This window comes from Pandoraea sp. NPDC087047, from assembly GCF_044745225.1.
Lineage (GTDB): Bacteria > Pseudomonadota > Gammaproteobacteria > Burkholderiales > Burkholderiaceae > Pandoraea.
The window spans coordinates 37917-52301 of the sequence record NZ_JBIUZU010000003.1 but is presented as its reverse complement, the minus strand read 5'-3'; the positions used below and the strand labels follow the sequence as shown (position 1 = coordinate 52301).

The window sequence follows — 14385 nt, the reverse complement described above, 5'->3', positions numbered from 1 at the left end:
GAGGACAGGGAGGCCGCGGGCGAACCATGAGCCCGCGAGATCGTGAATCGCGCCGGCTCGCTCGTTCGGTGCTTCCGGCGCTTCCGGAACGCCCTTGCGCGGGCGTTGTCGAATCGAGTTCGTCGCAATATGAGATCCTGACGCCCTGACGTCCCGATCGGTCGATTCTCGTGTCTTCACGCCCTCCCAGTCCCCCTCGCCGAGCCGCCTCCGACACGCCGCCAGTGCCTAGCGCACCGCAGGCACCGGAAGCGGCGAATGCAGCAAGCGCGCAAAACACGCATGACGCACCCACCGTGCCGGATGCGCCGAATGCTGCTGCGACGAAATTTGCCGAGCCGCCCCGGCCGACCGAGCCGGGCAGGCGCTGGGGGCTATGGATCGCCATACTGGCCGCGGTGTTCGCGGTGCATGTGCTGATCGCCCTGTGGGTCGCCGGCCATCGCACGACGCTGGACGACACGCCGATTCCCAGTATTCCGATCACGTTGATCCCGCTAAAGCCGATTGCACCGCCGACGCCGCCAGCGCCCCCCGTCCCGAAACCCAAACCGCGTGTGGCGAAGCGCGCACCGCCAGCGCCGCCGGATACACTCGCCGCCCCCGAGACCACCGACGCACCCGGGCCGCTGGCCGCATCGGAGACGGTCGCGGGCGCCGGGGACACGCCCGGTGCGGCCGCATCGGCCGCCGCAGCAGCGCCGGGTGTGCCGCTCACGGCAGCCGCCGCCAACGGCGACAAGTTCGATCCGCCGCCATCCGTCACCCTGACCTACGACGCGCTCATGAACGGCGTGCGCAACCAGACCGGGGAGCTGCATTGGGTGAACGACAACGGGCACTACCAGTTGCGCGTCGCCGTGCCGATCCTCTTTTTCGGGACGTTCGAGTTCATCAGCGAAGGCGGCTATGACGCCAACGGCATCGCCCCGTCCCGCTATGTGGAAAAGCGTGGACGCCGCGCCGAATACATCACCGATTTCCATCGCGACGGCACACCCACGCTGCATTTCTCGCGCTCGGGCCAGTCCGTGCCGCTCGCCCCCGGCGCCCAGGACCGGTTCAGCGTGATGATGCAGTTGGCGAGCTACGCGAGAGGCAACCCCGAGCGCTATACGAAAGTCGGGGTCACGCATGAATTCACCGTGGTCGACACGGACAGCAGCGAAGTGTGGCCGGTGCAGTACGTCGGCAGTGAAACCATGAAGACGCCGCAGGGCTACCTCGAGACTCGCCACTTCACCCGCCTGCCGCGCAAGACGGGCGACGAGCGGCGGGTGGACATCTGGCTCGCGCCCGCGCTCGACTGGCTGCCGGTGCGCGTGAAGCAGACGGAGCCGTCCGGCAACGAGTTCGAGCTGATCTTCACGCAGAAATCGGCACCGTGAGCCGGTGCGCAGCGCCGCTTTTGCGTCTCGCGCGCCCCTGACCCGATTCATTCGAATTTCGAGCGATACAGGCCCCATGCGGCTGGACGGCGAAGTGTTGCCCCACTACTACGATTGGCACTGCACGAATCCGATGTTCCTGACATAATCAGAATCGTCCCAATGCATCGACGCCCATCGACACCACATCGCAACGCATCGACGAAACTAGGGGGCCGCTCACCATGAAAGTCAGCGCCAACGGAGCATCGATTCATTACGCGGTGGATGGCCACGGTCCGTGGTTGACGCTAGCGCATCCGCTGGGTGCGGACCTTAGCGTCTGGGACGACCTGTTACCCGATCTGACGGCCCATTTTCGGGTACTCCGATACGACAGCCGCGGTCACGGCCAGAGCGAGATCACGCGCGGTCCCTACTCCATCGCGCAACTGGCCGCCGACGCGACCGCCCTGCTCAGTTCGCTGGAAATTGCGCATACTCATTTCGTCGGCATTTCGATGGGGGGTGCCGTCGCGCAACAAGTGGCGCTGGACGCCCCGGAGCGCATCGCCAGCCTGACGCTGATCGACACCACCGCCGGTTACGACAACGCCGACGCAAAGGTCTTTCTCTCGCGCGCGGCGACGGCACGCGAGCACGGCATGAAGGAACTCGCGAAAGGCACGCTCGAACGCTGGTTGGGTGAGCGCTTTCGCAAACGTCACCCCGAGACGGCGGAACGCATTCGCGCCCTGGTCGCTCGCGCGGACCCCGAGGGCTTTGCCGCGGCCTGCGAGGCGTTGGCGTCGTTCGATGTGCGAACAAGATTGTCCGAAATCGAAGCGCCGACGCTGGTGCTCGTCGGAGAGAACGATCCCTCCACGCCACCTGCGGTGGCCCAGGGCATCGCCAGCGGCATTGCGGGCGCCCGGTTGGAGATCGTGCCCGACGCCGCGCATCTGTCGATCGTCGAGCAGAAACAGTTCGTAACGAATGCCCTTGCAACATTTTTGCTGGGGGCCGCCTCTAACGTCTGAAACCTGCGAAAGATGGACTTGCGGGACTTGAAGCGGGATCTTTGATTCCCAGGGAGGGCCAAAACCATTGAATTCGTCAGCCGGTGTGCCGATAAGCGAATCATGGGGCTATGCCTCTTGAAATCGCGCCGCGTCGCCCCTATGTGGGTTATCAAGGACCATGCAGGAACACCAGGAGAGTTGCCATGCTCATGATTTACAACAGCCCGAATTACTGTGTCGTTGAGTTTGCCGCCGATAACGGCAATCACTCGCTGTCCGCCGGTGGCTATGAAATCGTGGACAAAACCGCTGGCCGCGAGATTTTTCTCGATGGCTCGCTTGCCCGGCAATTCCGTGAAGAAGTGCAGAAGCTCATCGCCAGCGAACCGTCCGAGGACGAAGTCGACGAATTCCTCGGTCAGTTCGATACCTTCATGACGAACCCGGTCGTGCTCCACTGATGTCCCGATGACGTCGGATTGACGTCACTGCCCACGCGGCAAGACCCAACGAAAAACCCTCGCCATGGCGAGGGTTTTTTCATGGTGCAAGCGCCAAAGCGCCTGGAACGCCTGACGCGATGTCAGGCCTTGGCGGCAGCCGCCGTCCCGCTCAGCACTGCTGCCACGGCAGGCCGTCGAAACGCCAGCCATTCACGGCGTTGCGGTGATGGGTCTCGTTCAGATCCCCTTCGAAGCCGTGCAACACCCCGTAGACGTTGCGAAAGCCCGCCGCTTCGAGCGCTTCACCGGCCGCCGTGCTGCGATTGCCGCTGCGGCAGATCAGCATGACCGGCCGCTCGCCCCCGGCGCCCGCCAGCTTGCGCACGCGCTGCACGAAGTGGGGATTGATTTCCCAGTCGGGGCCGTCGTTCCATGCCACGAGAATGGCACCGACCGGATGTCCGACGAACAAATGCTCCATTTCGCTGCGGCAGTCGACGAACAGGGCATTGGCATTGGCTTGCAGGAACTTGTGAGCATCGCTCGGGAGCAGGAATTCCATATCGTCGGCGGAAAATGGGCAAAGTCAGGGGAAACGACCCGTCGGCGCGGCCTACCAGGCCGTTGCGCGCAGGCGGGATGCGCGAAAACCATTACAATTATAGGTTTTCCGGCCACTCCAGGGCGACGTCCGTCATGACAACCGCAACCCCACCCGCCGCAAACGCATTGAAATACACGCGAGCGCAGGCACTGCCTGCGCTGCTGGCGCAGCGCATTCTGATCCTTGACGGCGCCATGGGGACGATGATCCAGCAGTACAAGCTGAACGAAGCCCAGTACCGAGGCGAGCGTTTCGCCGACTTCCCGTACGACGTGAAAGGCAACAACGAGTTGCTCTCGCTCACCCGGCCGGACGTCATCGGCGAAATCCACCGCCAGTACCTGGCCGCGGGCGCCGATATCCTCGAGACGAACACGTTCGGGGCGACGACGATCGCGCAGGGCGACTATCACATGGAAGATCTGGCCGACGAGATGAACCGCGAGTCGGCGCGTCTGGCACGCGAGGCCTGTGAGGCGTTCAGCACGCCGGAGAAGCCGCGCTTCGCCGCCGGCGCCATCGGCCCGACGCCCAAGACCGCGAGCATCAGCCCGGACGTGAACGATCCCGGTGCACGCAACGTCGACTTCGACCAACTGCGCGACGCCTACTATGCGCAGGCCAAATCGCTGATGGAAGGCGGCGTGGACCTGTTCCTCGTTGAGACCATCTTCGACACACTCAACGCTAAGGCCGCGCTCTTCGCCATCGACGAACTGTTCGAAGACACCGGCGAAATCCTGCCGATCATGATCTCCGGCACGGTGACGGACGCCTCCGGGCGCATTCTGTCCGGCCAGACGGTCGAGGCGTTCTGGAACTCGCTGCGTCACGCCCGCCCGCTCACGTTCGGCCTGAACTGCGCCCTTGGGGCGACGCTCATGCGTCCGTACATCGCCGAGCTGGCCAAGCTGTGCAACACCTATGTGTCGGTCTACCCGAACGCCGGCCTGCCCAACCCGATGAGCGACACGGGCTTCGACGAGACGCCTGACGTGACGTCCGGCCTGCTCAAGGAATTCGCACAGGCCGGGCTGGTGAATCTGGCGGGCGGCTGCTGCGGCACCACGCCGGACCACATCGCCGAGATTGCCAAGGTGCTCGCCGATGTGAAGCCGCGCCGCTGGCCGTCGCAATATCGCAACGCCGAGGACGCCGACGCGTAATCTGCGTTGCGTCCCGCGTACGAACACGACAAGACTGATTGCAAGATGCCCGGCGCGCCAACGCGACACTCAAGCTATCGCCCACGCGGCGATAGCCCCGAGCACCAGAGCACGCGCGCCAACCACTGAACGGATTGCCCCATGAGCCAAACGCCCTTCCTGAAGCCTGTTGAGCCAGTGCAGCCAATGCGCCTGTCCGGCCTTGAGCCTTTCAATATTGGCGAGGGCACGCTTTTCGTAAACGTCGGCGAGCGTACCAACGTGACGGGTTCGAAAGCGTTCGCGCGCATGATCCTGAACGGCCAGTTCGACGAAGCGCTCGCGGTCGCCCGCCAGCAGGTCGAGAACGGCGCCCAGGTCATCGACATCAACATGGACGAGGCCATGCTCGATTCCAAGGCCGCGATGGTTCGCTTCATGAACCTGATCGCCTCCGAGCCGGACATCGCGCGCGTGCCGATCATGATCGACTCGTCGAAGTGGGAAGTGATCGAGGCGGGCCTGAAGTGCGTGCAGGGCAAGGCGATCGTCAACTCGATCTCGCTCAAGGAAGGCAAGGAAGCGTTCGTGCATCACGCCAAGCGCATTCGCCGCTACGGCGCGGCCGCCGTGGTCATGGCCTTCGACGAACAGGGGCAGGCCGACACCTACGCGCGCAAGACCGAGATCTGCGAGCGCAGCTACCGCGTGCTGGTCGACGAAGTCGGCTTTCCGCCCGAAGACATCATCTTCGACCCGAACATCTTCGCGGTGGCCACCGGCATCGAAGAGCACAACAACTACGCCGTCGACTTCATCAATGCCACGCGCTGGATCAAGCAGAATCTGCCCGGCGCGAAGATCAGCGGCGGCGTGTCGAACGTTTCGTTCTCGTTCCGCGGCAACGACCTCGTGCGCGAAGCGATCCACACCGTGTTCCTGTACCACGCGATTCAGGCCGGCATGGACATGGGCATCGTCAACGCCGGTCAGCTCGGCGTGTACGAGAACCTCGACCCCGAGCTGCGCGAGCGTGTCGAAGACGTGGTGCTCAACCGTCGCGAAGACAGCACCGAGCGTCTGCTGGAAATCGCCGACCGCTTCAAGGGCGGCGCGCAAAAGCGCGAAGAGAATCTGGAGTGGCGCAATCAGCCGGTCGAAGCGCGTCTCGCGCATGCGCTGGTGCACGGCATTACGACCTTCATCGTCGAAGACACCGAAGAAGTCCGTCAGAAGATTTTCGACGCCGGCGGCCGTCCGATTCAGGTGATCGAAGGCCCGCTCATGGACGGCATGAATGTCGTGGGCGATCTGTTCGGCGCGGGCAAGATGTTCCTGCCGCAGGTCGTGAAGAGCGCGCGCGTGATGAAGCAGGCCGTGGCGCATCTGGTGCCGTTCATCGAAGAAGAAAAGGCGCGCATGGCCGCCGCCGGGGAAGACGTTCGCTCGAAGGGCAAGATCGTGATCGCCACGGTCAAGGGCGACGTACACGACATCGGCAAGAACATCGTCACCGTGGTGCTTCAGTGCAATAACTTCGAAGTCGTGAACATGGGCGTGATGGTGCCGTGCGCCGAGATCCTCGCCAAGGCGAAGGAAGAAGGTGCGGACATCATCGGTCTGTCGGGTCTTATCACGCCGAGTCTCGAAGAGATGGCGTACGTCGCCTCGGAAATGCAGCGCGACGATTACTTCCGTCTGCGTAACATTCCGCTGCTCATCGGCGGCGCGACGACCTCGCGCGTGCACACGGCGGTGAAGATCGCGCCCAACTACGAAGGCCCGGTGATCTACGTGCCGGACGCCTCGCGCTCGGTCTCGGTCGCCTCGAACCTGCTCTCCGACGAGGCCGCCGAGCGCTACCTCACGGAGCTCAAGACGGACTACGAGCGCGTGCGTCTGCAACACGCGAACCGCAAGGCCACGCCGATGGTCTCGCTCGCCACCGCCCGCGAGAACAAGTTCAAGGTCGACTGGTCGACGTACGTGCCGCCCAAGCCGAAGTTCATCGGCCGTCGCGTGTTCAAGAACTACGATCTGGCTGAGCTGGCCGAATTCATCGACTGGGGTCCGTTCTTCCAGACGTGGGATCTCGCCGGCCCGTACCCCGCGATTCTCACCGACGAGATCGTCGGCGAGTCGGCGCGGCGTGTCTTTGCCGACGGCAAGGAAATGCTCGATCGCATGATCAAGGGCCGCTGGCTGAGCGCCAATGGCGTGATCGCGATGCTGCCCGCGAACGTGGTGAACGACGACGATATCGAGATCTACACCGACGAATCACGCTCGGAAGTCGCCTTCACGTGGCACAACCTGCGTCAGCAGAGCGAGCGCCCGGTGGTCGACGGCGTGCGTCGTCCGAACCGCTCGCTGGCCGACTTCGTCGCGCCCAAGGACAGCGGTGTGGCCGACTACATCGGCGTATTTGCCGTGACGGCAGGTCTTGGCGTCGACGCGAAGGAGGCCGGTTTCCTCGCCACGCACGACGACTACAGCGCGATCATGCTCAAGGCACTGGCCGACCGTCTGGCGGAAGCCTTCGCCGAGTGCATGCACGCGCGCGTGCGCCGCGACTTCTGGGGCTACGCGAGCGCCGAGCAGCTCGACAACAATGCGCTCATCAAGGAACAGTACGTCGGCATTCGCCCGGCGCCGGGGTATCCGGCCTGCCCCGAGCACTCCGTCAAGGGACCGATGTTCCATTACCTGCAAGCGCACGAAATCGGCATGAGCGTGACGGAATCGCTCGCCATGCTGCCCGCTGCGAGCGTCTCGGGCTTCTATCTGTCGCATCCGGACAGCACGTACTTCAGCGTTGGCAAGATCGGCCCCGACCAGGTCGAGGACTTCATGGAACGCGCCGGCGTAGACGAAGCGACCGCGCGACGTCTGCTCGCCCCGCAGTTGTCCTGATCGGCCGCCGGTCTCGACGAAAAACAACACGTCATCTCCGGGCCGGCGGCGTCTCTTCCGCCCGCCGGTTCCCGGTGCCATAATGCCGCGGCGCAGCATTGTCGCCGCGCCGTTGCCGGATCGGCGTGACCCGGCGGGCGGATATCCCGCCCCGCGCCGGTGTCATGCCCCTGTCGCAACCCCAGCGTACTGTCGCGCCCGTCCCAGCCCCTTCGGACCGATCGGGCTGATCGGACAGATCGGATCCCCGGCTTTCGGCCTCTCGCCCGTGCCAGCCGGCTCACTTCGAGACGTTCCATGCAAGCACTGCACAGCATCCAGAATTTCCAGCTCCTCCCGCTGCTCAACACGCTCATCTCGCTGACTGTGGCGTTTGTCCTCGGCACGATCATCGGCGTCGAGCGTCAGGTCCGTCAGCGAACCGCAGGCCTGCGCACCAACGTGCTCGTGGCCGTCGCCGCGGCGGCGTTCGTCGACCTGTCAATGCGGCTCATGCCCGGCGACACGCGCGTGATTTCGTATGTCGTGTCGGGCGTGGGCTTTCTCGGTGCGGGGGCGATCATGAAGGACGGCGCCTCGGTGCGCGGTCTGAACACGGCCGCCACGTTGTGGGGATCGGCCGCCGTGGGCGCCGCTGCCGGCGCGAGCATGATCGTGGAGGCGGTCATCGTGGCCGCCTTCGTGCTGGCCGCCAACACGCTGCTGCGCCCCGTCGTGAACGGCATCAACCGCAAGCCGATCAACGAAGCGACGTCGGAAGCCACCTACGCGCTGTCCGTCATCTGCGCCCGCACCACGCAGCGCGAAGTGCTCGACAAGGTGGAAGCCTGGCTCGAAGCGTCGAACTATCCGGTGCGTGCGCTCGACATCCATCCGTTCGGCGAAGCGGAAGTCGAAATCGAGGCGTTGCTGCTGCCGACAGCGGTCAAGGCGGGGGAGCTCGACGCCCTCACCGATCATCTCGAAACGCTGCCCGGCGTGAATCAGGTGTTCTGGTCGAGCCGTTCGGACGACTAATCGCCGGGTGGAAGATGGCGACGGCGTCCCGAGAAGTTCCTAGGAAAAAGCCGAATTACATTCAATTACAAACCCTTACAGCACCGCGAGCTGCGGCTTCTTAGACTGGAATCTCACTAACGCAAGTGATGCCTGCACGACAGACATTCCTGACGTGTGCAGCGCAAAGCCAAGGAGTCCATCTGATGAAGAAGCTGATCATTTCGGTTGCAGCCCTGACCCTCGCCGGTGCCTCGGCACTGAGTTTCGCCCAAGGTGGCGGCGGTGCCGCCGGCCCGGGCGGCGGCACGACGACGGACCCGTCGAGCCCGATGCCTAGCCAGGCGTCGCCGATGTCGCCGCAGGCCCCGACGCCGGGCGCCCAGACCATGACGCCGTCGGACCCGCATCCGAACTCGAAGGCGCAAAAGCCGCGTCACAGCACCAAGAAGACGCCGAACAACGGCAACACCGGTAACGGTGCCACCAACGCGCCGGATAACGCACCGGGCAAGGCCCAGTAATCGGCCGAGTCACCTGGACGCCCTCGCGTCCGTACAGGGACCGGCGCCGCCGCTGCTCAGGCGCTTGCCGCCGAGCGCAGACCCCTCGCCCGGGAGCGGCCCGTACCTGACCCCATAAAAAAAAGCAGGCTCGCGATTTGCGGCCTGCTTTTTTGCGTCTCACACGATCAGAGATCGGACGACGCGCCTGCGGTGTTACACGGATCTCGTCAATCGTCCAACGATCCGCCGACTCGACGATCGATCGACTACTCCACTTCCCACATCACCGCGCTGCCGTCTTTGTGCGCTTCCTTGAGCATGTTCAGCAGCGGATAAGCCCGTTGCGACAGACGCAGACGATTGTCCTCGTCACGGTCCTCGGACTTTTTGCCTTCGCTTTCCTTGGCTGCGGCGGCTTTGTCCTCCGCAATCGCCGCCTCCAGCTTCGCAATCGCATCGGCTGTTTCGTCCTCTCCGATGGCACCACGCACGCCGAGTTTCTTGCCGACAATGCCGAGCAGCAATTGCGCGAGATTCTCCAGCATGTTGATCGTGGGCGAAGCGTGCGCCTTGAACGTTACCAGCATGGATGGCTCCCTATTCGAGTTATCACCACCGCCGCCCCCGGCTTGTCACGCAACGAGGGGGACCGGCGGGTACCGTGACTTCATCATACACCTGTTAAAATCCGGTGCTGACGATTCAATTGCCTGTCCGGACGCGTCCGGACGCACCCGAAACACCCGCCAATGCTACCCGCCCAAAAGAATGCTCTCGTCGCGCTGATCGGCGACGTCGTCGCCGGTTTGATGCCTGCTGACGGCACTGCGCCCGCCGCGCCCGTCATCTTGCTCGAACGTCCGAAAGTCGCTGCTCACGGCGATCTGGCCTGTAACGTGGCAATGCAACTCGCCAAGCCGTTGCGCGCGAATCCGCGCGAGCTGGCGCAGAAGATTGCCGATGCGATCCTCGCGGACGCGCGCGCCAGGGGGCTCGTCGACGCCGTCGAAATCGCAGGCCCCGGCTTCATCAACCTGCGCCTGGCCAACGCCACCAAGCAGTCGGTCGCCCGCGCGATCCTGACCGAAGGCGCCGCCTTCGGCCGCCGCGCCGCCAGCAACGAAGCCGCACCGGTGCTCGTCGAGTTCGTCTCGGCGAACCCGACCGGCCCGCTGCACGTGGGGCACGGCCGTCAGGCCGCGCTCGGCGACACGATCTCGGCGCTGCTCGGCACGCAGGGCCGTCCGGTGCATCGCGAGTTCTATTACAACGACGCCGGCGTGCAAATCCAGACGCTCGCGATCTCGGTGCAAGCGCGTGCGCGCGGCTTCAAGCCGGGTGACGCCGAGTGGCCGGAGTCGGCCTACAACGGCGATTACATCGGCGACATCGCTCAAGATTTCCTTGCCCGCAAAACCGTGCAGGCCTCGGATGGCGAGCCCGTCACCGGCAGCGGCGACATCGAAGACATTCACTCGATCCGCGCGTTCGCCGTGGCGTATCTGCGCCGCGAGCAGGACATCGATCTGCAAACGTTCGGCGTCATCTTCGATCAGTACTACCTCGAATCGTCCCTGTACGCCGACGGCAGCGTGGAGCGCACGGTGCAGGCGCTCATCGATGCGGGTGTCACGTATGAACAGGAAGGCGCGCTGTGGCTGCGCACGACCGATTACGGCGACGACAAGGATCGCGTAATGCGCAAGTCCGACGGCACGTATACCTATTTCGTGCCGGATGTCGCCTATCACACGCGCAAGTGGGATCGCGGTTTCCATCAGGTCATCAACGTGCAGGGCTCGGACCACCACGGCACCATCGCCCGTGTACGCGCCGGCCTGCAAGCGCTGGGCATCGGCATTCCGAAGGGCTACCCCGACTATGTGCTGCACAAGATGGTCACCGTCATGCGCAATGGCGAAGAGGTGAAGATCTCCAAGCGCGCAGGCAGCTACGTGACGGTGCGCGACCTGATCGAATGGTCGGGCGGCATTACGGCGGAAACGCCGGTTACGGACCCCGTCGAGCGTGAAGACGCCCTGCGCCGTGGCCGCGACGCCGTGCGTTTCTTCCTAATTTCGCGCAAGGCAGACACCGAATTCGTGTTCGACGTGGATCTCGCGCTCAAGCAGAACGACGAGAACCCGGTGTATTACGTGCAGTACGCGCACGCCCGCATCTGCTCGATTCTCACGCAGTGGGCAGGCGACGAAGCGGCGCTTGCGAGCACCGATCTCGCGCCGCTCGACAGCGAACGCGCGCTCGCGCTGCTGCAACTGCTCGCCGAGTACCCGGACATGCTCACGCGCGCCGCCGAAGAGTTGGCACCGCATGCCGTGGCCTTCTATCTGCGGGATCTGGCAGGCGCGTTCCACTCCTTCTACAACTCGGATCGCGTGCTGGTCGACGACGAAACCGTCAAGCATGCGCGTCTGGCGCTGCTGGCGGCCACGCGTCAGGTGCTGCGCAACGGTCTTGCCGTGCTGGGCGTGTCGGCCCCGGCCAAGATGTAAGTTATCCAACCACTCCGAACGGCAAAACGCATCGGAACTCTGTAAGGACGGAATCGATTCGATGGCAAACACACGTCGACCACCCCGCCAGCGGGGCGGTACTTTTCTGGGCATCGTGCTCGGCCTGATCGTTGGGCTGGCCGTTGCCGTCGTCGTCGCGCTCTACATCACGAAGACGCCAACCCCGTTCGTCGAGAAGACGCCGCCGCGTCCTGCGGAGAATTCGCCGGCCGCGCAGCCGCCGGACCCGAACAAGGCGCTCCAGCCGCGCACGCCGCTGCCGGGAGCTGCGTCGGGTGTGGCCACGCCGGATACAGCCTCGGCAGTCGAGTCGTCGCCGCTCGTGCCGGGCGTTCCCGTCACGCCGCCTGCGGCATCCGCACCGGTGACCCCGGCTGCGCCGCCCGCGCAGACGAAGCCGTCGCCAGCCGACATTCTTAACGGCAAATCGACGGTGCCGGTGGCCCCGCCGACCACACCGCCCGCGAGCGCCACGGATAACGCCAACACGGGTTACTACCTGCAAGTCGGCGCCTTCAAGTCGCAGAACGACGCCGAGCAACTGCGCGCCAAGCTGGCCCTTTCGGGCTTCGAAGCGAAGGTCACGCAGCGCGACGCCAACGGTCTGACGCTCTATCGCGTGCGTCTCGGCCCGTACGGCAAGCTCGACGAGATGAACCACGTGCGTCAGCGCCTGCAAGACGGCGGTTACGACACGGCAGTCATCCGTTTCACGAAGCAGTGAGCGCGAAAGGCGTTGCACGACGAGTGCAGCGCCTTTTGTTTTTCCTCTCGAAACCGCCGCGCTCGCGCCCTGCAAGGATTGACGAAAGCCCACATCATTGGGGACCGGCATCGCCGGGACGTTGAACCCGAGAGCGCATGAACGGTCATACGCACTGGCTAATTTGCCTGAATCCGGGATATGGTTTCGCTGACGTGCCGCTCACCGATTTCCGGCGCGTCCGCCTCACTCCAAAACACAGATCATGAAAAAACTTCTTGGTGCCGTACTGATTTCCTTCGGTTTCCTCTCGGGTGTCGCCTCGGCGTCGCCCGAAGCACCGGTCGCGGGGACCGACTACCTCACGATTTCCCAGCAGCCCACGTCGGCTGGCCCGGGCAAGATCGAAGTGACCGAATTCTTCTGGTACGGCTGCCCGCACTGCAACGCGCTTGAGCCGACGCTGGAAAAGTGGGTCAAGGCGCAGGGCAAGGACGTGGTGTTCAAGCGCGTGCCGGTCGCCTTCCAGGACCGTTTCGAGCCGCACACGCGCATGTTCTACGCACTGACCGCGCTGGGCCGTGAAGCCGAACTCACGCCGAAGGTCTTCAACGAGATTCACGTCAAGCACAACTACCTGCTGACGGCGCAACAGCAAGCCGACTTCCTCGCGCAGTTCGGGATCGACAAGCAGAAGTACATGGACGCGTACAACGGCTTCTCGACCGCCACCAATGTGAAGACGGCCAACAAGACCTGGAACGACTACAAGATCGACGGCGTGCCGACGATCGCGATTCAGGGCAAGTACCTCGTCTCGCCGGCCACTTCGGGCGACGCCATGCAGAAGGCTGGCAAGCCGGCCACGACCGAGCAGCAGACGTTCGACGCCGCGCTCAAGACCGCCGACTCGATCATCAACCAGATCCGCGCGAAGAAGATGTAAGCTTCGCCGCTCACAAAGCCCGGCTCCGGCCGGGCTTTGGCGTTCCATGGCCACACACACGACATCTCCGAAGGTCTTCATTACCGGCGCGTCCAGCGGGCTGGGGCAGGCGCTCGCGCGTCATTACGCCGAGCAGGGCGCCATTCTCGGGCTGGTCGCACGTCGCGGCGACAACCTCACCGAGCTGGCCGCCACGTTGCCGCACCCGCATGCCGTGCATTGCTACGCGCTCGACGTGCGCGATGCACTCGCCCTGCGCGCGGCGGCCGGGGACTTCATGTCGCGTCATGGCGTGCCGGATATCGTCATCGCCAATGCGGGCATCAGTCACGGCGTGAATACGGAAGACGCCGCGGATCTGCCGCATTTCGCGTCGGTCATGGACACCAACTGGATGGCGATGATCGCCACGTTCAGCCCGTTCGTCGGGCCGATGCGCGAGCGCAAGCGGGGCACGCTCGTCGGCATCGGCAGCGTGGCAGGCGTGCGCGGGTTGCCGGGACATGGTGCGTACAGCGCGTCGAAGGCGGCGGTGATGACGTATCTGGAAAGCCTTCGGGTCGAGTTGCGCGCCGACAAGGTCGCTGTCGTGACGATTGCGCCGGGCTACATCCGTACGCCGCTGACCCACGACAATCCGTTCCCGATGCCGTTCCTGATGGACGCGGACAAGTTCGCGCGCAAGGCGGCCGCGGCGATTGCGCGTGGCAAACGTTTCGTCGTGCTGCCGTGGCAGATGGGGATCGTGGCCTGCGCCATGCGACGTCTGCCCCGCTGGCTGTACGACATGCTCTTCGCCCGTGCGCCGCGCAAGCCGACGCTGTCGCAGCGCAAAGCACGCGAGGCGCAAAAGGCTCAGAAGGCCGCCCCGGCTGCGGCGAGCAAGACACCGCCCGCACCGGACGACCCGGCGAATGGCGCTTCGTAGCCATCTCGCAATCGCGATCCGGCGATCTTCCCCGCAAGCATCTGACGGCTATCGAACGACGCTTCGTAGCCGTCTCACCGCCATGTCGCCCACCATCTCGCCCGGCATCTGGCCGCTCACCCTCCCGGCAGCCCCCTGACGGCCTTCGAGCGACGCTTCGTAGCCACCTCATCGCCGTCTCGCCGCCCGTCACCGAGCCCTCGCACAACCCTCGTGCCAACGGCCGTCCGACACCCTTCAGGCCGCATGCATTAGGCGATGTCCCGGCGCATCGGAGC

13 protein-coding genes are annotated in these 14385 nt (G+C 64.5%); 11 read left to right on the top strand and 2 right to left on the bottom strand.

The genetic code is table 11. The features are described from left to right. The first annotated feature begins 224 nt into the window (after positions 1 to 224). The 3 genes from ACIPHM_RS05750 (at position 225) to ACIPHM_RS05740 (ending at position 2850) form a co-directional block, all read left to right on the top strand. The gene (locus tag ACIPHM_RS05750) at positions 225 to 1388 is read left to right on the top strand and encodes a DUF3108 domain-containing protein (protein WP_400325429.1); all 1164 of its coding nucleotides are present in this window, start codon (positions 225 to 227) and stop codon (positions 1386 to 1388) included. A gap of 224 nt (positions 1389 to 1612) precedes the next feature. Then, entirely contained in the window at positions 1613 to 2407 is a 795-nt protein-coding gene (locus tag ACIPHM_RS05745) for an alpha/beta fold hydrolase (RefSeq protein WP_400325427.1), read from the top strand. 185 nt (positions 2408 to 2592) lie between these two features. Next, the gene (locus tag ACIPHM_RS05740; RefSeq protein WP_150679837.1) at positions 2593 to 2850 is read left to right on the top strand and encodes a DUF3567 domain-containing protein; all 258 of its coding nucleotides are present in this window, start codon (positions 2593 to 2595) and stop codon (positions 2848 to 2850) included. A gap of 151 nt (positions 2851 to 3001) precedes the next feature. On the opposite strand, the gene ACIPHM_RS05735 is transcribed toward ACIPHM_RS05740, so the two are convergent. Then, complete coding sequence (locus ACIPHM_RS05735) at positions 3002 to 3394, bottom strand: rhodanese-like domain-containing protein (RefSeq protein WP_400325425.1); 393 nt, start codon at positions 3392 to 3394, stop codon at positions 3002 to 3004. 134 nt (positions 3395 to 3528) lie between these two features. Here ACIPHM_RS05735 and ACIPHM_RS05730 point away from each other — a divergent pair, with 134 nt between their 5' ends. The 4 genes from ACIPHM_RS05730 to ACIPHM_RS05715 all read left to right on the top strand — a co-directional run bounded on the left by ACIPHM_RS05730 (position 3529) and on the right by ACIPHM_RS05715 (position 9014). Further along, entirely contained in the window at positions 3529 to 4602 is a 1074-nt protein-coding gene (locus ACIPHM_RS05730; RefSeq protein ID WP_400325423.1) for a homocysteine S-methyltransferase family protein, read from the top strand. A 186-nt stretch (positions 4603 to 4788) separates the two neighbouring features. After that, positions 4789 to 7494: a methionine synthase gene (gene metH, locus ACIPHM_RS05725; protein ID WP_400326507.1), complete on the top strand. Its 2706-nt coding sequence runs from the start codon at positions 4789 to 4791 to the stop codon at positions 7492 to 7494. A 306-nt stretch (positions 7495 to 7800) separates the two neighbouring features. Beyond that, positions 7801 to 8511, top strand: coding sequence for an MgtC/SapB family protein (locus ACIPHM_RS05720; RefSeq protein WP_400326504.1), 711 nt, complete (start codon positions 7801 to 7803; stop codon positions 8509 to 8511). A 185-nt stretch (positions 8512 to 8696) separates the two neighbouring features. Continuing rightward, complete coding sequence (locus ACIPHM_RS05715; RefSeq protein ID WP_400325421.1) at positions 8697 to 9014, top strand: hypothetical protein; 318 nt, start codon at positions 8697 to 8699, stop codon at positions 9012 to 9014. 248 nt (positions 9015 to 9262) lie between these two features. Here the strand turns inward: ACIPHM_RS05715 and ACIPHM_RS05710 are convergent, their stop codons facing one another. Next, the gene (locus ACIPHM_RS05710) at positions 9263 to 9583 is read right to left on the bottom strand and encodes a DUF1840 domain-containing protein (RefSeq protein WP_400325420.1); all 321 of its coding nucleotides are present in this window, start codon (positions 9581 to 9583) and stop codon (positions 9263 to 9265) included. Between the two features lie 162 nt (positions 9584 to 9745). On the opposite strand from ACIPHM_RS05710, the gene argS reads away from it, so the two are divergent. The 4 genes from argS (at position 9746) to ACIPHM_RS05690 (ending at position 14107) form a co-directional block, all read left to right on the top strand. Then, on the top strand, positions 9746 to 11509 hold the full coding sequence (gene argS / locus ACIPHM_RS05705) for an arginine--tRNA ligase (protein WP_400325419.1): 1764 nt from the start codon (positions 9746 to 9748) through the stop codon (positions 11507 to 11509). A gap of 61 nt (positions 11510 to 11570) precedes the next feature. After that, entirely contained in the window at positions 11571 to 12254 is a 684-nt protein-coding gene (locus tag ACIPHM_RS05700; RefSeq protein WP_400325418.1) for an SPOR domain-containing protein, read from the top strand. A 244-nt stretch (positions 12255 to 12498) separates the two neighbouring features. Then, on the top strand, positions 12499 to 13179 hold the full coding sequence (locus ACIPHM_RS05695; protein WP_400325416.1) for a thiol:disulfide interchange protein DsbA/DsbL: 681 nt from the start codon (positions 12499 to 12501) through the stop codon (positions 13177 to 13179). Positions 13180 to 13225: 46 nt separating this feature from the next. Next, a complete protein-coding gene (locus ACIPHM_RS05690; protein ID WP_400325415.1) occupies positions 13226 to 14107 on the top strand; it encodes an SDR family oxidoreductase in 882 nt (293 codons plus the stop codon). The last annotated feature ends 278 nt before the right edge of the window (positions 14108 to 14385 follow it).